Origin of the sequence: Massilia cellulosiltytica (assembly GCF_047325105.1) — a bacterium.
In the GTDB taxonomy this organism is placed as follows: Bacteria; Pseudomonadota; Gammaproteobacteria; order Burkholderiales; family Burkholderiaceae_D; genus Telluria; species Telluria orientalis.
In genome coordinates, this window is the sequence record NZ_CP168562.1 from 986064 (window position 1) to 1006638 (window position 20575).

Below are 20575 nucleotides of genomic sequence, written 5' to 3' on the forward strand. Positions count from 1 at the left end.
CGTATCCCTGAATGATGGAGTACGCATGAACGGTTTCAGAGTGCCAGCCTGGCTGCAAAAGATCGGTGCCCGCGGCAACGCGCTGGCGGCGCCGATCCTGATCATCCTGCTGCTGGCAATGATGATCCTGCCGTTGCCGGCATTCGCGCTCGACCTGTTCTTCAGCTTCAACATCGCGATGTCCGTGATCGTGCTGCTGACCGCGTTGTACACGGTCAAGCCGCTCGATTTCATGGCATTCCCGGCCGTGCTGCTCGTGACGACTATGCTGCGCCTGTCGCTGAACGTGGCGTCCACGCGCGTCGTGCTGACCGAGGGCCACACGGGCGGCGCCGCGGCCGGCAAGGTGATCGAGGCATTCGGCCACTTCCTGATCGGCGGCAACTACACGGTCGGTCTCGTCGTCTTCATCATTCTCACCATCATCAACTTCACGGTCGTGACCAAGGGTGCGGGCCGTATCGCCGAGGTGGGCGCACGCTTCGCCCTGGACGCGATGCCCGGCAAGCAGATGGCGATCGATGCCGACCTGAATGCCGGCTTGATCGGCGAAGAGGACGCCAAGCGCCGCCGCTCCGAAGTGTCGATGGAAGCCGAGTTCTACGGCGCCATGGACGGTGCGTCGAAATACGTGCGCGGCGACGCCGTGGCCGGCATCCTGGTTACCGTGATCAACGTCGTCGGCGGCCTGATCGTCGGCATGGTCCAGCACGACATGGCCTTTGGCGACGCCGTCAAGAACTACACGCTGCTGGCCATCGGTGACGGCCTCGTCGCGCAGATCCCGTCGCTGATCATCTCGATCGCGGCCGGTATGGTCGTTTCGCGCGTGGCCAGCGACAAGGACGTGGGTTCGCAAGTCGTCGGCCAGCTGTTCGCGAAACCGGAAGTGCTGTACATCACGGGCGGCATCATCGGCGGCATGGGCCTGATCCCGGGCATGCCGAACCTCGTGTTCCTGCTGCTGGGCAGCACGCTGTTCGGTGGTGCCTATCTGCTGGAAAAGCGCCGCAAGAACATGCCGCCGGAAGAATTGCAGCGCGCGGGCGGCGGTGCGGGCCCGGCAGGGTCGCCCGGCGGTGGCGCCGCCGCGGCAGCCACCACGCCCGCGGAGCAGGAAGAAGCGACCTGGCAGGACGTCATGCCGGTCGACACCCTCGGCCTGGAAGTGGGCTACCGCCTGATCCCGCTCGTCGACAAGACGCAGAACGGCGAACTGCTGAAGCGCATCAAGGGCATCCGCAAGAAGTTCGCGCAGGAAGTCGGCTTCCTGGCGCCGCCGGTGCACATCCGCGACAACCTGGAGCTGAAACCGTCGGCCTACCGCATCACGCTGAAGGGCGTCGAAGTGGGCAGCGGCGAGGCGATGAACGGCCAGTACCTGGCGATCAACCCGGGCATGGCGAGCGGCACCCTGCCGGGCCTCGTGACGACGGACCCCGCATTCGGCCTGCCGGCCATCTGGATCGACGCCGCGCTGAAGGACGACGCGCAGAGCATGGGCTATACCGTCGTCGACGCCGGCACGGTCGTCGCGACGCACCTGAACCACCTGATCACGACGCACGCGTCGGAACTGCTGGGCCGCATGGAAGTGCAGGCGCTGCTCGACCACTTGGCCAAGGATGCGCCGAAACTGGTCGAAGACCTGGTGCCGAAGGTCGTGTCGCTGTCGACGTTGCAGAAAGTGCTGCAGAACCTGTTGCAGGAAGGCGTGCACATCCGCGACATGCGCACGATCATCGAGACGCTGTCCGAGCATGCGGGCAGCACGAACGATCCGAACGATTTGACCGCGCTGGTGCGTGTGTCGCTGGGCCGCGCCATCGTGCAGCAATTGTTCCCGGGCACGAACGAACTGTCCGTGATGACCCTGGACAACCGCCTCGAACGCCTGCTCGTGCAGGCCCTGAACGCCGGCGGCGACGGCACGGGCATCGAGCCTGGCCTGGCCGACACGATCGTCCAGCAGGCTGCCAATGCTGCGCAGCAACAAGAGGCAATGGGACTGACGCCGGTTCTCCTCGTGCCGGGGCCGCTGCGGACGCTGTTGTCGCGGTTCCTGCGTCGGGCGTTGCCGCAGCTCAAGGTCTTGTCACACTCGGAAATTCCCGAATCCAAGACAATTCGTGTCACGAGCCTCGTTGGCGCCAATTGATTGGTATAAAGAAATTTGTTGGGAATCTTTCGAGGCCGCAGCGCAACAATCACTTCGTCAATCGTGCCAAAAGTCGATTGGTAGAGTTGATTTATGCTAACATCCTTGCGCTCTAACGCTTAGCACGCTCAAGAAATCAGTCTGAGTAGACCGGTTCTCCCAGCCGAATCGGTCATGTACCCCTCAATCGTCATTTGCCCAACGCGCTGCAAAGACAGTCTGCGAATGTACAGGAAGTAAAAGATGCCGGAATACCAGTTTGTATTGCTTGGGTTGACCGCATGGGTGGCGAGTTTCGTCATCAGCCAACTCATCGTCCGTTCTCAAAAGTGGCATGGACGCCTGACGCACGACCACGACCTGGGCGGCGTGCAAAAGGTCCATACCACTGCCGTGCCGCGTATCGGCGGCCTGGCCGTGATAGGCGGCATCCTGCTCGGCTTCGTGCTTTTCCAGCAGATCTTTCCAGGCCAGGTGAGCGCCAGCCGCGCATCGCGCATTTATCTGCTGCTCGGCGCCAGCCTGCCGGCCTTCCTGGCAGGCCTGATCGAGGACTTCACCAAGCGCGTGTCGGTCCGCGTGCGTCTTGTCGCCACCGCGCTGAGCGCATTGGTGGCTAGCCTCGCACTGGGGGCCACTGTCGGCGAACTGGACATCTGGGGCCTGGATGCGCTGCTGACGATCGCGCCGCTGGCGATCGTTGCCACTGCAGTGTTCGTGGCAGGCGGTTCCAACGCCATCAACATCATCGACGGTTTCAACGGCCTGTCGGGCAGTACGATCATCATCATGGCGATCGGCCTGGCTGCCGTCGGCCTGCAGGTCGGCGACAGCTTCGTCGCGATACTCGGTGCGCTGTGCGCTGGCGCCACGCTGGGCTTCCTGATGCTGAACTATCCGTCCGGGAAAATGTTCCTCGGCGATGGCGGGGCGTATTTCCTCGGTTTCTGGGTGTCGGAAATGGCGGTCCTGCTGCTGGTGCGTCATCCGGAACTGAGCGCCTGGCAAATTCTCGCTATCTGCGGTTATCCGATCATCGAAGTGCTGTTCAGCATCTATCGCCGCAAGTTCGTCCGCAAGGTCAGCCCGGGCGCGCCGGATGCATTGCACCTGCACGGGCTCGTGTTCCGCCGTCTCGTTTTCAAATATGTGCGCCGTGACGCCGCTCGTCCCTGGAAGCGCAACGCGATGGTGCCGTGCTTCATGGCGCCGGCGGTGGCGGCCTGTGTGGCAGTCAGCGTCTGGTTCGGCCAGTCGACCCCGGCGGCCGTGGCGATCGTGGTTGCCCAGGTCGTGTTGTATATCGCGGTATATGGCCGTCTCGTGCGTGGACGCTGGACGGTGCGGCGCGCCAACAGGGCGGAGCAGGCCCTCGACGTTGGCATTGAAGTGCGCTGAGGAATTGGTGCTGCCAAATTACAAGAACCGCGGTTTCACATCGAGACCGCGGTTTTTTTATGTCTTGAACAGTGTCAGCGAGCCCGTGTCCTGATCCACCAGTCGTTGAACCACATCGCAAACTGGAAGAGGAGACCCGTGGCAAAGAGGAAGTCGGCGGTTCGCCCGACCTTCAGTGCTGCGGCGAGCACCCCTGCAATGAGAAATACGGTACGCAAGATGGGAATACAGCGGTCCAGCATCTCGCAGAAATGAACGAGGGCAGCTTCAGCACCGGGGGTACCGGGTTGGCGCTTCGGTATTCTCAGTTTCATCTGTTGGCCTTTCGATGTAAGCCAAGTACACGGTGTTTACGCAGTCTAGCACGACCATAAAATTTGTTGTTACATTTGAACACAATTTGCGATCAAGACACTGATTCGTTCCGTTTTGTTACGCCGATGATGTCAAATTAGTCACAAATATTAAAGATTGAACAATTGACTGTTTGAGAATTGTCTCATAGATGACAGATTGTGATCGTTCCGATGATCTTGTTGCTGTGTTCCAATTTTCTCACCATCGTATTTACGTGGCAATTAACTTTTATAGCGATCTGTGCAGGTGTGCCATCCGCGCCGCATGGATGAAATAAGCGCCTTTCCCCATCCTTTTCCCGCGATGGTTTCCTACCGGCATCGTCAATAATCCTCACTGTGAATGGGCGACTGTGCCCGCGTGACCGGATAGCGAACCAAGCCAGCAAGAGCGGAGAACAACGATGAACGTGAAGAAATTTACAGCGGCGACTTCCCGGGAAGCCCTGCGCAAAGTGCGCGAGGCCCTGGGACCGGACGCGGTCATCCTGTCGAACCGCCCGGTCGATGGCGTGGTCGAAATCCTGGCACTGGACAACGACGACGTCGCGTCGCTGGCGTCCCCGGCACCGGAATCGGAAATGGCCGCGCCGCGCCCGAACCTGCGCATCCAGGAGCCGACGTTCGACGACTTCGAGCCGGCTCCCGCGCCGGCCCCGGCACCGCGTCCGGCAGCCCGCCCGGCACCGCGCGCTTTCCAGGAAGCCCCGGCCGCGCGCCAGCCGATGAATTCGCTGTACGACATGGACGAGCCCGCCGCACCGGCCGTGGCACCGACCTACGCCAACCGCCGCGCCCCGCAAGCGGCGGACATTCCAGCCTTCGACATGGCCGCGATGACCGCGATGATGTCGGCCGCGATCGCCCAGGCGAAAGAATCCGCCGCCGCCGAAATGCACGGCATGATGAACGAGATCCGCGCCATGCGCGGCATGATGGAATCGCAACTGGCCGAGCTGTCGTGGGGCACCACCCAGCAGCGCGAGCCGCAGAAGGCCGCCGTGCTGCGCGAGATGCTGGCCGCCGGCTTCTCGGCGAGCCTGTCGCGCTACCTGGTCGACAAGCTGCCGGCCGGCAAGGATGCCGCCGAGTCGCTGCGTTGGGTCAAGACGGTACTGGCGCGCAACATCACGACGATGGCCGACGAGGATGCGATCCTCGACCGCGGCGGCGTGTTCGCGCTGGTCGGCCCGACCGGCGTCGGCAAGACGACGACGACCGCCAAGCTGGCGGCACGCTGCGTGATGCGCCACGGTCCGGAAAAGCTGGCGCTGATCACGACGGACGCCTACCGTATCGGCGGCCACGAGCAACTGCGCATCTACGGCAAGATCCTGGGCGTGATGGTGCATTCGGTGAAGGACGAGGCCGACCTGCGCATCGCCTTGAAGGAACTGCGCAACAAGCACACCGTGCTGATCGACACGATCGGCATGTCGCAGCGCGACCAGATGGTGACGGAGCAGGTCGCCATGCTGACGGAGTCGGGCGCCGACGTGAAGCGCCTGCTGTGCCTGAACGCGACGTCGACGAACGAGACGCTGAACGAAGTCGTGCGTGCCTACCAGGGCACGGGCCTCGCGGGCGCCATCATGACCAAGATGGACGAAGCCGCGTCGATCGGCAACGTGCTGGACGTGCTCGTGCGCCAGAAGCTGAACCTGCACTACATCTCCAACGGCCAGCGCGTGCCGGAAGACCTGCACCTGGCCGACCGCGCGATGCTGGTCGACCGCGCCTTCCGCACCAGGCGCGATGCCGCCGCGCAGATCGCCGACGCCGACCTGCCGCTGATGATGGCCGGCCTCGGCAACCTGAATAACGACCGTTCGCTGCGCGAGGTGTACGTTGGCTAGTTTCGACTTCGACCAAGCGGAGGGCCTGCGCCGGATGCTGGCCGGCCCCAAGCCGCGCATCGTGACCTTCCTTTCCGCGACGCCCCAGGACGACAAGGGCGCCATGCTCGTCAACCTGGGCGCCTCGCTGGCCCAGTCCGGCAATGACGTGATGATCGTCGACGCCTGCACGCGCGACTACGGCGTGGCCCAGCGTCTCGGCGTCGACCGTGGCCCGAGCCTGCTGCAGGTCGCGCGCCAGGAATGCGCGCTGAACCAGGTCATCCACCCGGTGCCGCAGGGCTTTTCGGTCGCCACGATGGCGCGTATGGCACCCGCCAGCGCGGACGAGGCGCGACGCCTGGCCAAGACGTTCGACGTGCTCGTCAAGCAGGCCGGCAGCATCATCATGGTCGACGGCGAATTTTCGGAATTTTCGGATGGCGGCACGTTCCCCGTGCCGATCATGGCCTCGTCCGAGATCGTCGTGCAGGTGTCGACGAGCGCCGCGTCGATCACGAACGCCTATGCGCTGATCAAGCGTTTGTCGCAGCATCTCGGCCGCCGTCCGTTCGGTATCCTTGTCACGGGCGCTACCGAAGCCGAGGCGAAGGTGGTATACGATAATATGTCATCTGCGGCAACTCGTTACTTGGCGGTAACCCTGACCTCGATGGGCTCCGTACCGGCCGACGAGTACCTGCACCGCGCCGCGCGCCTCGGGCGCGCCGTGGTCGACGCATTCCCGCTGGCCGGCGCTTCGGTGGCGTTCCGCCGCCTGGCCGGGCGCTTTGCGCGCACCGGCATGCAGCAGGGACGGGCCGCCTGAAGCGGCGAAGAATAATTAATTACTGGAACCATGTACACGGTCAAAGGGAAAGCGGACAAAAACTCTCTGCTGACGGAGCACATGCCGTTGGTGAAGCGTCTCGCCCACCAGATGAAGGCCAAGCTCCCGCCGTCCGTCGAAGTCGATGACCTGGTACAGGCCGGCATGATGGGCCTGCTCGATGCGATCAACCGCTACGAGGAGAACCACGGCGCGCAGTTCGAGACCTATGCGGTGCTGCGCATCCGCGGCGCGATGCTGGACGAGCTGCGCAGCAGCGACTGGATGCCGCGTTCCACGCGCGCCAACATGCGCAAGGTCGAGCAGGCCATGGCCACGCTGCAACAGCAACTGGGCCGTCCGCCCAGCGAATCGGAGGTCGCGAAGTCGCTCAAGCTGTCGCTGCCCGATTACCAGGATCTGCTGGGCGATTCCGGCGGCCACCAGCTCGTGTACTACGAAGACTTCCATGACGAGGACGGCAGCGAAGGCTTCCTCGACCGATATGCCGTGGACGACGACGACCCACTGAAGAGCCTGCTCGACACGGACTTCCGCCAGACCGTCATCGACGCCATCGACGCGTTGCCGCCGCGCGAGAAGATGCTGATGGGCCTGTACTACGAAGAAGAACTCAACCTCAAGGAAATCGGCGCCGTGATGGGCGTGTCGGAATCGCGTGTTTCGCAGCTGCACACCCAGGCCGTGGCGCGCCTGCGCACGTATCTGCGGGAGCGCTCGTGGACCTGACCAGCCTGCTCGGTCTCCTGCTGGCACTGGCCGGCATCTTCGTCGGGCACACGCTCGACGGCGGCAAGTTTTCCTCGCTGTTCCAGCCCGCCGCCTTCGCCATCGTCGTCGTCGGCACGTTCGGCGCCGTGCTGCTGCAGACGAAGTCGCAAGCCTTCGTGCGCGGCGTGCGCATGTTGCGCTGGGTGTTCGTCACCCCGCCGGACCGCCGCCAGGCGCTGGCCCGCGAAATCCATTTGTGGAGCCTGTCCGCGCGGCGCGACGGCCTGCTGTCGCTCGAGCAATACATGGCCAAGGCTGATCCGTTCATCCAGAAAGGCCTGCGCCTCGTCGTCGACGGCATCCAGCCCGACAAGCTGCGCAGCCTGATGCACACGGAAATCAACAACTACGAATTCCGCGAACGCCAGGCCGCGCGCATCTGGGAATCGGCGGCCGGATATGCACCCACCGTCGGCATCCTCGGCGCCGTGCTGGGCCTGATCCACGTGATGGAAAACCTGTCCGACCCGTCCAGGCTGGGCGCCGGCATCGCCGTCGCGTTCGTGTCGACCATCTACGGCGTCGGCCTCGCGAACCTGTTCTTTTACCCGGTCGGCAACAAGATCAAGGGCATCGTCTCCGAGCGCGTGGCCCAGTACGAAATCCTGGCCGACGTCTTCCACGACATCGCCACCGGCGACTACACGCGCGTGCTCGACGAGCGCGTGGCGTGCCTGCTGGCCGAACACTGATCCGGCACCATGGCGCGCCGCAAGAAGTACGAGCAGGACAACGAGAACCACGAACGCTGGCTGATTTCCTACGCCGACTTCATCACCTTGCTGTTCGCGTTTTTCGTCGTCATGTACGCGGTGTCCGTGGTTAATATCGGCAAGTACACGGTGCTGTCGGAAGCGCTGGGCGACGCGTTCGGCGGCCGCGGCGCGGCGAACAAGTCGAACACGATGGTCGAGGTCGAGGCACTGCCGCTGTCGGCGATCCTCGCCCACAAGCGCGCGGAAGCAGCCAAGCGCGACCGCGAGCGCCTCGAGCTGCTGGCGCAAAAGCTCGACAGCATCCTCAAGCCCCTCGTCGACACCGGCAAGATGCGCGTCACGCAGACGGCGCGCGGCGTCACGCTCGAGATCAATGCGAGTGCCCTGTTCGACGAGGGCGATGCCACCCTGACGCCCACCGCGCAGGAGACGCTGCGCACCGTCGCCGACCTGCTGAAGGCCGATCCGCACGGCATCGAAGTGGAAGGTTTTACGGACAACACGCCGATCGGCAACCCGGCGTTCGCATCGAACTGGGAATTGTCGGCCGTGCGCGCCACGACCGTCGTGCGACTGTTCGCGGCGAACGGCGTCGCTGAGGAACGCCTGGCCGCCGTCGGACGCGGTGCGAACCGGCCGATCGCCTCGAACGACGACCCCGCCGGGCGCGCGCGCAACCGGCGGGTAGCCGTCACGATCCTGTCCGGCGCCAATTCCTGACGGGGGCGCGTTACAATCGTTCCAACGCGACAGCAATGTCGATCGAAGGAGGAGGGCGGATGAACCTGCACGCAAGCCTGAGCGTCGACGCGCGGCACGACAAGGTATGGATCACCTTCAAGGCGGAAAACCGCGGCGAGCGCCGGGTCTGGCTGCCGCGCGCGCTGACCGATGACCCCCGGCCCGGCGGCCGCGTGTTCGACGTGCGCGTGCATCCCGGCGGCGCGCCCATCGCCTACGTCGGCGCCAATGCCGCGCGCGGCGGCGCCGACTGGTTCGAGCTCCCACCGCACTCGGCCCACACGCACACGGTCGACATCACGTCCGACTACGCGTTCCGGCCCGGCGATCACACGTATGAACTGCGCTACGCCGGCCTGGCTCTGGCCGACATCCACCACCCCGAAGCGACCACGCCGCTCGTCACCGAACCCGTGCTGTTTCGCCACATCGCGCCTTGACGTCCCTGTACGTTACGGCGCGGCCTGGCTGGCAATTCACCGTATTTATCGCCGCGAGATCGCCCCGTTAGCGTTCAATTTGGTACATTGATGCAACATATTGAACGTTGATGTAAGTATTGCTCGATCTACATTTAATAAACTGCTATCATCTATTGATTCCCTGGATACTAAAGTTTCATTGGAGAATCTTCCTTCCAAGCCGGCGCGGCCTTGCCCACGGCGTCAATCGCTTCAGCACATGAATATCGAGCACGACAGCCAGGTATCCCGCGTGAGCGGACTTCGCACGTACAGCCGGCCAACCGCGGGCAGGGCCGCATGAGGCGGCACGCGCGCAAGATTCCGTCCACGGTAAGGCTGTCCATCCTCACCACCTTGCTGGCGCTGTTCATGGCCTGGCTCGCGCTCGGCAACGCGGCGCGGCTGCCGTGGGATCCGCGCTGGTACCTGACGGCGCACACGGCGATGGAAGTGTTTTCCGTCGTCGTGGCGATGCTCGTGTTTGCCACGGGCTGGCACGGCATCGGCCGCGACATGCCGATCCGCGTGGCCCTGCTGTCGCCGAGTGCGCTGGCTGTCGGCCTGCTCGACATCGGCCACCTGATGTCGGTCGACGGCATGCCCGGCGTGGCGGGGCCGGGATCGGTCGGATGCGGCATCGAATTCTGGCTGCTGGCCCGTCTCGTCAGTGCCGCGGCGCTGCTCGTCGCCGCGTTCGCGCCGCGCGAGCGCACGGTCGGCCGGCGCGTGCGCGGCTGGGCGTTGCTGGCGGCGCTGGGCATTGTCGCGCTCGGCTTCTGGCTGGCCGTGGTCGATCCGCTGGCGCTGCCGGCGACGTATGTGGAAGGGCGGGGGCTGACGTCGTTCAAGATCGGTTGCGAGCTTGTGCTGATCGTGCTGAATGCCGTCGCCGCGCTGTTCCTGCTGCGCCGCGCACTCGTCACCCGCCTGCGCACCGACCGCTACCTGGCCGCCACGGCGGCCGTGATGGCCCTGGGTGGCGTCAGTTTCGCGCTGTATGTCCGGCCGGACGACGTCGTGAACTTTGTCGGCCATGTGTACAAGGTGATCGCCTACCTGTGCCTGCACCGCGCGATCTGGGTGGCAGCCGTGCAGGCGCCGTACCTGCGGCTGCAGCGGTCGGAGCGGTCGCTGGCCGAGAGCGAGGCCAGCTTCCGCAGCCTGATGGAATGCGCGCCGGACGCGATCCTGCTCGTCGGGGCGGAAGAGCGCATCACGATGATGAATGCGCGCGCGGAAAACCTGTTCGGCGTGTCGCGCGAGACGGCCGCCGGCCTGCCGCTGGACGTGCTGGTGCCCGCCGCAGCCGGCGACGCCGAGCTGGACTGCCGCCGCCTGTACGGCGCCGCCTTCCCGGCCGAGGTGCGCCGCGCCGGCATGCCGAGCGGCCAGCAGGTGGCGATCGTGCGCGATTTGTCGGAGCGGCGCCGGCTCGAGCGCGCGCTCGTCGAGCAGCTCACGCACGACGCGCTGACGGGCCTGCCGAACCGCAACCGCATCCTCGAGACGCTGGACGAGGCCATTGCCGCCGCGCGCCAGGACGGACGCACGCTCGCCGTGCTCGTGTTCGACCTGCACGAATTCCGCAAGATCAACAGCGGCTACGGCTATGGCGGCGGCGACGACGTGTTGCGCGAATGCGTCGTGCGCCTGTCCGGCCTGCTGGCCGGCGGCGACATGCTGGCGCGCCAGGGCGGCAACGAATTCATCGTCGTGCAAAAACAGTCGGGCGAGACCGCCGCCGCGGCGCTGGCCGCCCGGCTGCTGGAGTCGATGCGCGAGCCGTTCCTGCTCGACGGCCAGCGCGTGTTCCTGGCCGCCAGCGTCGGCATCGCACTGCCGCCCGCAAACGGCTGCGGCGCACACGAATTGCTGCAGATGGCGCAGGTGGCGATGGCCGCCGCGCGCGCGGAAGGGCCCGCGCGCTACCGCTTCCACACGGACGCGATGGCGCAGGCGATCCGCGAGCGGGTCGACCTGGAAGCGCTGCTGCGCCATGGCATCGAACGGAACCAGTTCGCGCTGCAATACCAGCCGCGCGTCGACCTGGCCAGCGGCACCGTGATCGGCGTGGAAGCCCTCGTGCGCTGGCGCCATCCGGTGCTGGGCCTCGTGCCGCCGGCGCGCTTCATTCCGCTCGCCGAGGAGACGGGCCTGATCGACGATCTCGACATGTGGGTGCTGGACGAAGCCTGCGCGCGCGCGGCCACGTGGCGCGCGCAGGGATTGCCGCCGCTGCGCGTGTCCGTCAACCTGTCGGCACGTCAGTTCCAGCAGGCCGGTCTCGCCCAGCGCGTGCAGGCCGCGCTGGAGCGCAGCAGTTTGCCGCCGGCCTGCCTGGAAATCGAGATCACGGAATCCACGGTCATGCGCGACACGGGCGAGGCGACGAGCGTGCTCCGTTCGCTGAAGGCGCTCGGCGTCGCGTTGTCGATCGACGACTTCGGCACCGGCTATTCGTCGCTCAGCTACCTGAAGCGCTTCCCCATCGACGTGCTGAAGATCGACCGCTCGTTCGTCAGCGACGTGACGGCCGACCCGAACGACGCGGCCATCGCGTGCGCCATCATCGCGCTGGCGCATACGCTGAACCTGGAAGCGGTGGCGGAGGGTGTCGAGACGGCCGAGCAGGCGGCGTTCCTGCGCGAGAATGGCTGCGATGAAATCCAGGGCTATTACTTCAGCCCGCCGGTGTGGCCGGAGCAGATCGAGCGGATGTTCGCCGAGAAGACGGCGACCGGCGCGTTGGTGAATTAACCGACGACGAACCGCCGCGACGGACCCGTCGACATCGTCTGGCCGGCCGGGCCGTAGACGCCGGCCGCGCCGCCGCCGGGACCGCGCAATTCGCTCAAGGCCGCCTGGGTCTGGCCCAGCTGGCGGTTGACGATCATGCCGTTGACGCGGTTGAGTTCCTTCGCTTCGCGGGTGAGTTCCAGCAGGCGGTTCCACGCGTCGCGATACTCGGCGTTGCCGCCCACGGCCAGCCAGGGTTCCATGCCGGATTCGTCCGCGGGAAAGCCGGCGGCGCCGAGGGCCTTGTGGCGCACGCGCGACAGGGTCGCGGCACGCTGCGCCAACTGCAGCTTGTTGGGGGTGATGGTCGAGAGGCCATCCGCATCCGCACTGATCAGGAACTGTTGCTCGGTTTTCATCAGCTCCACGATGGAACCGATCACTTGCTGTTCGTCGCGCAGGGTTGCGCCAGGGGATGCAATGGCCATTGGTTATCTATTGTTTGCGGGAATGCAGCAGATCGCGCACCGTATCCAACAGGCCGTCCGCCACTTTCTCGGAATTCACATGAAACTGGCCATCCGCGATGGCCGCCTTGATGCGTTCGACCTTCCTGCTGTCGAACACTTGACTGGTGCTGCCTGCCGCGAGGGCCTGGCCTTGCGAGGACAGGCGCACGGTGTCGGTCGCTGCGGGCATGACCGATTTCGCGGCGGCCGCGTCGCTGCTCTTCGCAGTCGTGGCCGACGTGTTGTTGGCCTGGACGCTCGCGTTGTTCTTGAGTGTATCGTTGATTTTCACAGCATCATCCTTCTCAGGTCGGAGCAGAAAGCCCGGGATCTGCCTTCAATAACGGCGCCCTTGCCCTAAACTTTAGGGGACATCAAAGAAAGTGCGGACGCAAGCCGCACTTTCAACGATCCTGCTCCTTTGCTGCCATCAAAACGCCACTTCGACCATCCCGCCGCTCCGCGCCGTGCCGCTCACGACCGAGCCGGATGGCGTGCGCACCTGCACGATCTGGCCGTCGCTGGCGTTGCCGATCGCCTTGCCTTCGGCTGATACTGAAAATCCATTTCCACTAGTAACCAGACGTACCGCCTGGCCTTGCTGCACGACGGGCCGGCTGCGCAGCGTGTCCAGGCGCAACGGCGTGCCGGCCACCAGCGACACGGTCGGGGTGCGGCCGATTGCCTGGGCCATGTCGGTGATGATGCCGTTCGGCATGGCGGCAATGTCGCCTTTCATCAACACGAGCTGGCTCTGCTCGATCGGCTGGCCCTGGGCCAGCGGCAGCGCGGCGGCCACGTAGTCGGCCTGCACGTTCACCTGCGCCTGCACGAAGAGCGTCCAGTTCGACGGCGCCGTGCAGCGCACGCCCACGGTCGTCTTGCCCCAGGCGCGCGCGCCCGGCTGCAGGAACGCTTCCGGCGCGGGGCAGGCGGCCAGCGCCGTGCGGGCGTCGATCGCGCCCACTTTCACCGTCACGGTGCCGGGCAGGCCGGCCGTCTGCGTCTGCAGGAATTGCTCGACGACGGTGCGCAGGGTGTTGACGTTCTGACGGCCGCCAGCGGGCGTCGTCTGCGCGTGCGCCAGCGCGGCGGAGCCGATGAGCAGGGCGGTAATGAGCGTGCGTTTCATGAATAAGTGAGCGATACGGTTTTTTGCGACGGTGCCATCTTAGGTCCGGCACGCCGCCATCGAATCGCCGAATAGCCGGGTTTTGGGTCGCTTTATTGCCCGATTGGAAGAGTCCGCCGGTCCGTATGATCCATCCTGTCCACCACCCCATGCCTGGAGTAATCATGATCGGCAAACTCGACGAGTACCTGCGCTTCAATGAAACCGCGCTGAGCCTGCGCTCGCAGCGCCAGGAATTGCTCGCCTCGAACATCGCCAACGCGGACACGCCGAACTTCAAGGCGCGCGACATCGATTTCTCCAGCGCGCTGCAGGGTGCGCTGGCCCGCGCGACGAACACGGGACCGCTGAACACGACGGCTGCCGCCCATTATCCGAACGGCCAGGCGGCCGTCGACGGCAAGACGCTGGGCGACGGCGCCACGCCCGTGCTGTACCGCACGGTGACGCAGGGCGCGGTCGACGGCAACACGGTCGACATGGACACGGAGCGCACCCAGTTCGCCGACAACGCGCTGCGCTACGAAGCCGGCATCACGATGCTCAACCAGCAGATCCGCAATATGCTCGCGGCCATCCAGGGAGGCCAGTAATCATGTCCTTGTTTAATGTCTTCAACGTGGCCGGCTCGGCGATGAGCGCCCAGGCGCAGCGCCTGAACACGACGGCCAGCAACCTCGCCAACGCCGACAGCGCGACGAGCGCCACGGGCGAAGCCTACCGCGCCAAGCAGGTCGTGTTCGAGGCCGTCCCGATGGACAGCGGCACGGGCGTCAAGGTGCGCGAAGTGGTCGAGGATGCCTCGCCCCTGAAGCAGGTGTACGACCCCAAGAATCCCCTCGCCGACGACAAGGGCTATGTGTCTATGCCCAACGTGAACGTGGTCGACGAGATGGTCAACATGCTGTCGGCGTCGCGCTCGTACCAGACGAACGTCGAGACCATGAACGCGGCCAAGACCATGCTGCTCAAGACACTGACCCTCGGCCAGTAATCCGATCCACTCTTTCTGACACGCTCCCATGGCGACCGTAACCGATACCACCAGCACCCCCATCACCGACCTGATGTCGACGATGAACGCGAAGAAGCCGACCAGCACGGACAGCGTCTCCGCCGACACCGACAAGTTCATGACCCTGCTGGTGACCCAGCTGCAGAACCAGGATCCGCTGAACCCGATGGACAACGCCCAGATGACGAGCCAGCTCGCGCAGCTGCAGACCGTGACGGGCGTGAACAAGCTGAACACGACGCTGGAATCGCTGCAGTCCAGCTACAAGAGCTCGGAAGCGATGCAGGCGACGGGGCTGATCGGCCGCGGCGTGCTCGTCGAAGGCAGCGGTGTCACGCTGTCGAGCGGCAAGGCGATCCTGGGTGCCGAACTGGCCACCGATGCCGACAATGTCAAGATCGTCATCAGCGATGCCAAGGGCAACGAAGTGGACACGATCGACATGGGCGCGCAGAAGGCCGGCGTCATGCCGCTCGCGTGGGACGGCGTGCCCGATCCGAAAAAGCTGGACAGCAACGGCAAGCCGGTCACGCTGGCCGATGGCAATTACACGTTCAAGGTCGTGGCGACGCGCGCCGGCGCCGACCTGACCGACGCGAAAGGCCTGTCGTTCGACAGCGTCGCCAGCGTCACCACCAACAGCGCCGATGGCGTCAAGCTGAACCTGTCCGGCAAGGGCGCGCTCACGCTGGCCGACATCAAACAAGTCCTCTAAGCGCGGTCGGTACCGCGAAACGAACGAATAACAGGAGCACAACATGTCCTTCCAACAAGGCCTGAGCGGCTTGAACGGCGCAGCGAAATCGCTGGACGTCATCGGCAACAACATCGCCAACTCGAGCACCGTCGGCTTCAAGGGTTCGAACACGCAATTCGCGGACGTCTACGCCCGCTCGCTGAACGGCGCGGGCGCGACCCAGGCCGGTATCGGCGTGAGCGTGGCAGCCATCGCCCAGCAGTTCACCCAGGGTAATATCGAGACGACGGCCAACCCGCTCGACATCGCCATCAACGGCGCCGGTTTCTTCCGCACCGAGATTTCCGGCACCGTCCAGTACACCCGCAACGGCCAGTTCTCGCTGGACAAGAACGGCTACATCGTCACGCCGCAGGGCGCCAACGTGACGGGCTACGGCGTCAGCCCGAATGGCCAGATCCTGGCCAGCACGCCGGCCCCGCTGAAGATCAGCACGGCCGACATGAAGCCGGTCGCGACCACCAAGGTCGATACGTCGATCAACCTGGACTCGCGCGAGACCGCCCCGACCAACTTCCCGTTCAACGCCAACGACGCGACCACGTACAACAAGCAGGTGCCGGTCAGCGTGTACGACACCCTGGGCAACGAGCACACGATGTCGATGTTCTACGTGAAGACGGGTTCCGGCACCTGGGACGTGTATGCCGGCGCCGACGGCACCGAGCTCACCAACGTCAACGTGGCCAAGGCCGCCACGGGCAACGCGGCGGCGCAGACGGCGCGCGACGCGTGGACCGCGGCCACGAAGGCATCGCCGCAGGATCCGGCCGCCATCGCCGCCGCGCTGGCCAGCTATGCCGCCGCCGCGTCCGCGGCCGTCAGCGGCGCCGCGGGCACGGCTGGTGCCACCGCGGCCACCGTCACCGCCATCCAGACCGCCGCCACCGACGCGGGCAACACGGCCGGGTACACGCCTGACCAGGTCGACAAGGACATCGCCGCCGCCGTGTCCGTGCCGTCGGTCCCGATCGGCACGCTGAAGTTCGACTCGAACGGCGCGCTGTCGGCCGCCCTGATGTCGCCGCAGACGCTGCCGCTGGCCGTGACCTTCCCGGTCTATCCGGCGACGGGCGCCAAGGAAACCCTGTCGATCAAGCTCGGCTTCAACGGCAGCACCCAGTACGGCTCCGACACCAGCGAAAAACTGACCACGCAGGACGGCTACAAGCCGGGCCACCTGCAGCGCTTCTCGGCCGCCGCAGACGGCACCTTGCTGGGCCAGTACAGCAACGGCCAGACCAAGGCGCTGGGCCAGGTCGTCCTCGCGAATTTCACGAACGCGGGCGGCCTGGAGCCGATCGGCAACAATTCGTGGGCCGAAACGTCGGCTTCGGGGACGCCGCTGCTGGGCACCGCGGGCACGGGCGGCTTCGGCGTGCTGCAATCGTCGGCGACGGAAGCCTCGAACGTGGACCTGACGGCCGAACTGGTCAACATGATCACGGCCCAGCGCGTTTACCAGGCCAATGCCCAGACGATCAAGACGCAGGACTCGGTGCTGCAGACGCTGGTGAACCTGCGCTAACGCGTGACTCGTCATTCCCGCGCACGCGGGAATCCATACTGAGCTTCCGAATTCTGTTGCTCAGCATGGGTTCCCGCTTTCGCGGGAACGACGTGGCAATTTGGAGAATTCATGGACCGCCTGATCTACACTGCCGCCTCCGGCGCCAAGCACATCCTGGAACAGCAGGCCACGACGTCGAACAACCTGGCCAACCTGTCCACGACGGGCTTCCGCGCCCAGCTCGATACGTTCCGCGCCGTGCCCGTCGTCAGCGAAGGCTTGCCCACGCGCGCGTTCGTCGTCGACAACACGGTCGGCGCGGATTTCACGGCGGGTCCGCTGCAGGTGACGGGACGCGATCTCGACGTGGCCATCAAGGGCCAGGGCTGGATCGCCGTGCAGATGCAGGACGGCACCGAGGCCTATACGCGCAACGGCTCGCTGCAGGTCAGCCCCAACGGCATCCTGCAGACGGCGAACGGCCAGACGGTGATGGGCGAGGGCGGTCCGATCGCGATTCCACCGAACACGACAGTCTCCATCGGCAAGGACGGCTCGATCGCGTCGCTGACGACGGACACCGTGCCGGCCACGTCCACCATCGTCGGCCGTCTGAAACTCGTCAATCCGGACCAGAAACAGCTCGTGCGCGGCGACGACGGCTTGTTCCGCCAGCAGGACGGCACCCCGGCCCAGGCCGACGCGGCCGTGACGGTGACGAGCGGCGCGCTGGAGGGCAGTAACGTCTCCGCCGTCGACTCGATGGTGAACATGATCTCTTTGGCACGTTCTCTCGAGACACAAATGAGCCTGTTGAAGAACGCGGAGAATAACGCGGCGAAAGCGACGCAGATCCTCGCTTTGACTTGATTTCTTCTGGGACATAATTTCATGGTGGGTGACGGGTTTGCCGTCGCCAAAGGAGAACACCATGATCCGTTCGCTCTACATCGCGAAAACTGGCCTGGAAGCGCAGCAGACCAACCTCGACGTCGTCACCAACAACCTCGCCAACGTCAGCACGAACGGCTTCAAGAAGTCGCGTGCCGTGTTCGAGGATTTGTTGTATCAAAACGTGCGCCAGCCCGGCGCGCAATCCTCGCAGCAGACGCAGCTGCCGTCCGGCCTGCAGATCGGTACCGGTGTGCGCGCCGTCGCCACCGAGCGCATCCACACGCAGGGCAATCCCCAGCAGACCGGCAACTCGAAGGACGTGATGATCAACGGCTCGGGCTTCTTCCAGGTCCTGATGCCGGACGGTACCACGGCCTACACCCGCGACGGCTCATTCCAGACCGATAACAACGGCCAGCTCGTCACCTCCAGCGGCTACGTGTTGCAGCCGCCCATCACCGTGCCCAGCAACGCGCTGACGATGACCGTCGGCCGCGACGGCACCGTGTCCGTCACGACGCCGGGCACCGTGGCGCCCACGCAGATCGGCTCGATCCAGGTGGCGAACTTCGTCAACCCGGCCGGCCTGGAATCGCTGGGCGAGAACCTGTATGCCGAGACCGGCTCGTCCGGCACCGCGCAGGCCAGCACCCCGGGCACGAACGGCGCCGGCGTGCTGATGCAGGGCTATGTCGAAACGTCCAACGTGAACGTCGTCGAAGAGATGGTCAACATGATCCAGACGCAGCGCGCGTACGAGATCAACAGCAAGGCCATCACCACGTCCGACCAGATGCTGGCAAAGATTTCCCAGTTATGAAAAAGGTTTATAAAACCTGGATCCCCGCCTTCGCGGGGAGCCATCGCCGCACACGAGCGGCGATGGCGACCACCGCCAAGGCGCTGTTCGTCAGTTGGGCCCCCGCCTTCGCAGGGGCGACGATCGCCATGGCGCTCGTCGGTTGCGCAGCCACCCCGACGTCGATCGTCAAGGGCCCGACGTCGGTGCGCCCGATGCTGGCCGATGGCGGCACGCCGACGGAAGGCGCGATCTACAACGCCAATACCTTCCGTCCGATGTTCGAAGACCGCCGCGCGCGCCACATCGGCGACGTGCTCACGGTCGCTATCGTCGAGAAGACGGCCGCCAACAAGAGCGGCGCGAGCACCGGCAACAAGTCGGGCAGCGCCGAGCTCAACGTGCCGGGTCCGCTGCAGGGCCGCCTGGGCGGCAACCTCGCCACGAGCAGCGGCATCAAGTATGCCGACGGCGACACCCAGACCGCGTCGAACGCCTTCACGGGCACGATCGGCGTGACGGTGTCCGAAGTCCTGCCGAACGGTAACCTGATCGTCGTGGGCGAGAAGCAGATCGCCATGAACAAGGGCGTCGAATTCATCCGTTTCTCGGGCATGGTGAATCCGGATTCGATCCAGGCCGGCAATATCGTGCAGTCGACCCTGGTCGCCGACGCCCGCGTCGAATACCGCACCAACAGCCAGATCGACCGCGCCGAGATGACGTCGATGATGTCGCGCTTCTTCCAGTCGTTGCTGCCATTTTAACTACTCGGGGTCAGAGCCCGGTTTACACGGGTGGGCTCTGACCCCGACTGACTAAATATGAACTTCAAAATCATCGCCCTCTGCGCCGCACTGCTTGGTCCACTGATGGCCACCACCGTCCACGCCGAGCGCCTCAAGGATCTCGCCAGCATCGGCGGCGTGCGCCAGAACCAGTTGTCCGGCTACGGCCTGGTCGTCGGTCTCGACGGCACCGGCGACCAGACGACGCAGACCCCGTTCACCGTGCAGTCGATCACGGCGATGCTGCAGCAGAAGGGCATCAGCCTGCCGCCCGGCACCCAGCTGCAGCTGAAGAACGTGGCGGCCGTGATGGTCACCGCCTCGCTGCCCGCGTTCGCGCAGCCGGGCCAGACGATCGACGTGACCGTCTCGTCGATGGGTAACGCGAAGAGCCTGCGCGGCGGCACGCTCCTCATGACCCCGCTGCAGGGCGCGGACGGCCAGGTGTACGGCATGGCGCAGGGCAACGTGCTCGTCGGTGGCGCGGGTGCGTCGGGCGGCGGCGCGCAGGTGCAGGTCAATCAACTGGCCGTCGGCCGTATCTCGGGCGGTGCCACCGTCGAGCGCGCCGTCGCGTCGAACCTCGGTGCCGACAACCAGGTCAAGCTGGAACTGAACACGACGGACTTCGCCACCGCGAGCCGCGTCGTGGAAGCGATCAACGACAAGTTCGGCCCGGGCATCGCCACGGCGCTGGACGGCCGCGTGATCCGCGTGCGCGTGCCGTCGTCGAGCGACCAGCGCGTGACCTTCCTCGGCATACTGGAAGGCATGGACGTCAAGCCGGCCGAAGCGGCCGCCAAGATCATCGTCAACGCGCGCACGGGTTCCGTCGTCATGAACCGCTCCGTCACGCTGGATCCGTGCGCGATTTCGCACGGTAACCTGTCCGTCAGCATCGGCGCCGACACGCAGGTGAGCCAGCCGAACCCGGGTTCGCTGGGCCGCACCGTCGTCACGCAGACGCCGCAGGTGTCCGTCAAGAAGGACGCCGGCAAGGTCATCATGCTGAACGGCGGCGCGTCGCTGGCCGAAGTCGTCAAGGCGATGAACGCCATCGGCGCCACGCCGCAAGACCTGCTCGCGATCCTGCAGGCGCTCAAGGCGGCCGGTTCGCTGCGCGCCGAACTCGAAATCATCTGACCA

21 protein-coding genes are annotated in these 20575 nt (G+C 65.2%); 17 read left to right on the plus strand and 4 right to left on the minus strand.

From position 1 onward, the window contains the following. Positions 1 to 25: 25 nt before the first annotated feature. Entirely contained in the window at positions 26 to 2158 is a 2133-nt protein-coding gene (flhA, locus tag ACEN9H_RS04350) for a flagellar biosynthesis protein FlhA (RefSeq protein WP_056328481.1), read from the plus strand. 243 nt (positions 2159 to 2401) lie between these two features. Next, positions 2402 to 3556 (plus strand): MraY family glycosyltransferase, encoded by a 1155-nt coding sequence (locus tag ACEN9H_RS04355; protein WP_413673886.1) that lies wholly within the window; start codon positions 2402 to 2404, stop codon positions 3554 to 3556. A gap of 74 nt (positions 3557 to 3630) precedes the next feature. Here ACEN9H_RS04355 and ACEN9H_RS04360 read toward each other — a convergent pair whose 3' ends face one another. Beyond that, positions 3631 to 3870, minus strand: a complete 240-nt coding sequence (locus ACEN9H_RS04360; RefSeq protein WP_056136227.1) for a hypothetical protein — start codon at positions 3868 to 3870, stop codon at positions 3631 to 3633. Between the two features lie 446 nt (positions 3871 to 4316). Here ACEN9H_RS04360 and flhF point away from each other — a divergent pair, with 446 nt between their 5' ends. The 7 genes from flhF to ACEN9H_RS04395 all read left to right on the plus strand — a co-directional run bounded on the left by flhF (position 4317) and on the right by ACEN9H_RS04395 (position 12046). After that, on the plus strand, positions 4317 to 5768 hold the full coding sequence (flhF, locus tag ACEN9H_RS04365; protein WP_413673887.1) for a flagellar biosynthesis protein FlhF: 1452 nt from the start codon (positions 4317 to 4319) through the stop codon (positions 5766 to 5768). Next, positions 5761 to 6576, plus strand: a complete 816-nt coding sequence (locus ACEN9H_RS04370) for a MinD/ParA family protein (RefSeq protein ID WP_056328492.1) — start codon at positions 5761 to 5763, stop codon at positions 6574 to 6576. Before flhF ends, ACEN9H_RS04370 begins: the two co-directional genes overlap by 8 nt. Positions 6577 to 6606: 30 nt before the next feature. After that, positions 6607 to 7326: an RNA polymerase sigma factor FliA gene (locus tag ACEN9H_RS04375; RefSeq protein WP_160410172.1), complete on the plus strand. Its 720-nt coding sequence runs from the start codon at positions 6607 to 6609 to the stop codon at positions 7324 to 7326. Continuing rightward, positions 7317 to 8060, plus strand: a complete 744-nt coding sequence (locus tag ACEN9H_RS04380) for a flagellar motor protein (RefSeq protein WP_413673888.1) — start codon at positions 7317 to 7319, stop codon at positions 8058 to 8060. The genes ACEN9H_RS04375 and ACEN9H_RS04380 overlap by 10 nt, the downstream gene beginning before the upstream one ends. Before the next feature lie 9 nt (positions 8061 to 8069). Further along, entirely contained in the window at positions 8070 to 8804 is a 735-nt protein-coding gene (motD, locus tag ACEN9H_RS04385) for a flagellar motor protein MotD (protein ID WP_413673889.1), read from the plus strand. A gap of 59 nt (positions 8805 to 8863) precedes the next feature. Continuing rightward, positions 8864 to 9265 (plus strand): hypothetical protein, encoded by a 402-nt coding sequence (locus ACEN9H_RS04390; protein ID WP_371767791.1) that lies wholly within the window; start codon positions 8864 to 8866, stop codon positions 9263 to 9265. 321 nt (positions 9266 to 9586) lie between these two features. Next, the gene (locus ACEN9H_RS04395) at positions 9587 to 12046 is read left to right on the plus strand and encodes a putative bifunctional diguanylate cyclase/phosphodiesterase (protein WP_413673890.1); all 2460 of its coding nucleotides are present in this window, start codon (positions 9587 to 9589) and stop codon (positions 12044 to 12046) included. Here the strand turns inward: ACEN9H_RS04395 and ACEN9H_RS04400 are convergent. From ACEN9H_RS04400 to flgA, 3 genes are all read right to left on the minus strand, one after another. Then, positions 12043 to 12513 carry a flagella synthesis protein FlgN gene (locus ACEN9H_RS04400; protein WP_056136242.1) on the minus strand — a complete coding sequence of 157 codons (471 nt, stop codon included), beginning with the start codon at positions 12511 to 12513 and terminating at the stop codon, positions 12043 to 12045. The genes ACEN9H_RS04395 and ACEN9H_RS04400 overlap by 4 nt on opposite strands. Positions 12514 to 12520: 7 nt before the next feature. Further along, positions 12521 to 12826: a flagellar biosynthesis anti-sigma factor FlgM gene (flgM, locus tag ACEN9H_RS04405; protein ID WP_413673891.1), complete on the minus strand. Its 306-nt coding sequence runs from the start codon at positions 12824 to 12826 to the stop codon at positions 12521 to 12523. Between the two features lie 138 nt (positions 12827 to 12964). After that, positions 12965 to 13666, minus strand: a complete 702-nt coding sequence (gene flgA / locus ACEN9H_RS04410; protein WP_413673892.1) for a flagellar basal body P-ring formation chaperone FlgA — start codon at positions 13664 to 13666, stop codon at positions 12965 to 12967. Between the two features lie 164 nt (positions 13667 to 13830). On the opposite strand from flgA, the gene flgB reads away from it, so the two are divergent. The 8 genes from flgB (at position 13831) to ACEN9H_RS04450 (ending at position 20572) form a co-directional block, all read left to right on the plus strand. Beyond that, the gene (gene flgB / locus ACEN9H_RS04415; RefSeq protein ID WP_413673893.1) at positions 13831 to 14259 is read left to right on the plus strand and encodes a flagellar basal body rod protein FlgB; all 429 of its coding nucleotides are present in this window, start codon (positions 13831 to 13833) and stop codon (positions 14257 to 14259) included. Between the two features lie 2 nt (positions 14260 to 14261). Beyond that, positions 14262 to 14660 carry a flagellar basal body rod protein FlgC gene (flgC, locus tag ACEN9H_RS04420; RefSeq protein ID WP_036233823.1) on the plus strand — a complete coding sequence of 133 codons (399 nt, stop codon included), beginning with the start codon at positions 14262 to 14264 and terminating at the stop codon, positions 14658 to 14660. A gap of 28 nt (positions 14661 to 14688) precedes the next feature. Next, the gene (locus ACEN9H_RS04425; protein ID WP_413673894.1) at positions 14689 to 15396 is read left to right on the plus strand and encodes a flagellar hook assembly protein FlgD; all 708 of its coding nucleotides are present in this window, start codon (positions 14689 to 14691) and stop codon (positions 15394 to 15396) included. Positions 15397 to 15439: 43 nt separating this feature from the next. Further along, positions 15440 to 16966, plus strand: a complete 1527-nt coding sequence (locus ACEN9H_RS04430) for a flagellar hook protein FlgE (RefSeq protein WP_413673895.1) — start codon at positions 15440 to 15442, stop codon at positions 16964 to 16966. A gap of 111 nt (positions 16967 to 17077) precedes the next feature. Next, complete coding sequence (flgF, locus tag ACEN9H_RS04435; protein WP_371770177.1) at positions 17078 to 17818, plus strand: flagellar basal-body rod protein FlgF; 741 nt, start codon at positions 17078 to 17080, stop codon at positions 17816 to 17818. Positions 17819 to 17879: 61 nt separating this feature from the next. Further along, on the plus strand, positions 17880 to 18662 hold the full coding sequence (gene flgG / locus ACEN9H_RS04440) for a flagellar basal-body rod protein FlgG (protein WP_413673896.1): 783 nt from the start codon (positions 17880 to 17882) through the stop codon (positions 18660 to 18662). 128 nt (positions 18663 to 18790) lie between these two features. After that, positions 18791 to 19408, plus strand: a complete 618-nt coding sequence (locus ACEN9H_RS04445) for a flagellar basal body L-ring protein FlgH (protein WP_056136882.1) — start codon at positions 18791 to 18793, stop codon at positions 19406 to 19408. 57 nt (positions 19409 to 19465) lie between these two features. Beyond that, positions 19466 to 20572, plus strand: coding sequence for a flagellar basal body P-ring protein FlgI (locus ACEN9H_RS04450; protein ID WP_413673897.1), 1107 nt, complete (start codon positions 19466 to 19468; stop codon positions 20570 to 20572). The last annotated feature ends 3 nt before the right edge of the window (positions 20573 to 20575 follow it).

Coding starts and splice junctions, on each gene's coding strand:
- flhA (WP_056328481.1), top strand. CDS start 26: ATGAACGGTTTCAGAGTGCCAGCCTGGCTGCAAAAGATCGGTGCCCGC.
- ACEN9H_RS04355 (WP_413673886.1), top strand. CDS start 2,402: ATGCCGGAATACCAGTTTGTATTGCTTGGGTTGACCGCATGGGTGGCG.
- ACEN9H_RS04360 (WP_056136227.1), bottom strand. CDS start 3,870: ATGAAACTGAGAATACCGAAGCGCCAACCCGGTACCCCCGGTGCTGAA.
- flhF (WP_413673887.1), top strand. CDS start 4,317: ATGAACGTGAAGAAATTTACAGCGGCGACTTCCCGGGAAGCCCTGCGC.
- ACEN9H_RS04375 (WP_160410172.1), top strand. CDS start 6,607: ATGTACACGGTCAAAGGGAAAGCGGACAAAAACTCTCTGCTGACGGAG.
- motD (WP_413673889.1), top strand. CDS start 8,070: ATGGCGCGCCGCAAGAAGTACGAGCAGGACAACGAGAACCACGAACGC.
- ACEN9H_RS04390 (WP_371767791.1), top strand. CDS start 8,864: ATGAACCTGCACGCAAGCCTGAGCGTCGACGCGCGGCACGACAAGGTA.
- ACEN9H_RS04395 (WP_413673890.1), top strand. CDS start 9,587: ATGAGGCGGCACGCGCGCAAGATTCCGTCCACGGTAAGGCTGTCCATC.
- ACEN9H_RS04400 (WP_056136242.1), bottom strand. CDS start 12,513: ATGGCCATTGCATCCCCTGGCGCAACCCTGCGCGACGAACAGCAAGTG.
- flgA (WP_413673892.1), bottom strand. CDS start 13,666: ATGAAACGCACGCTCATTACCGCCCTGCTCATCGGCTCCGCCGCGCTG.
- flgB (WP_413673893.1), top strand. CDS start 13,831: ATGATCGGCAAACTCGACGAGTACCTGCGCTTCAATGAAACCGCGCTG.
- flgC (WP_036233823.1), top strand. CDS start 14,262: ATGTCCTTGTTTAATGTCTTCAACGTGGCCGGCTCGGCGATGAGCGCC.
- ACEN9H_RS04425 (WP_413673894.1), top strand. CDS start 14,689: ATGGCGACCGTAACCGATACCACCAGCACCCCCATCACCGACCTGATG.
- ACEN9H_RS04430 (WP_413673895.1), top strand. CDS start 15,440: ATGTCCTTCCAACAAGGCCTGAGCGGCTTGAACGGCGCAGCGAAATCG.
- flgF (WP_371770177.1), top strand. CDS start 17,078: ATGGACCGCCTGATCTACACTGCCGCCTCCGGCGCCAAGCACATCCTG.
- flgG (WP_413673896.1), top strand. CDS start 17,880: ATGATCCGTTCGCTCTACATCGCGAAAACTGGCCTGGAAGCGCAGCAG.
- ACEN9H_RS04445 (WP_056136882.1), top strand. CDS start 18,791: ATGGCGCTCGTCGGTTGCGCAGCCACCCCGACGTCGATCGTCAAGGGC.
- ACEN9H_RS04450 (WP_413673897.1), top strand. CDS start 19,466: ATGAACTTCAAAATCATCGCCCTCTGCGCCGCACTGCTTGGTCCACTG.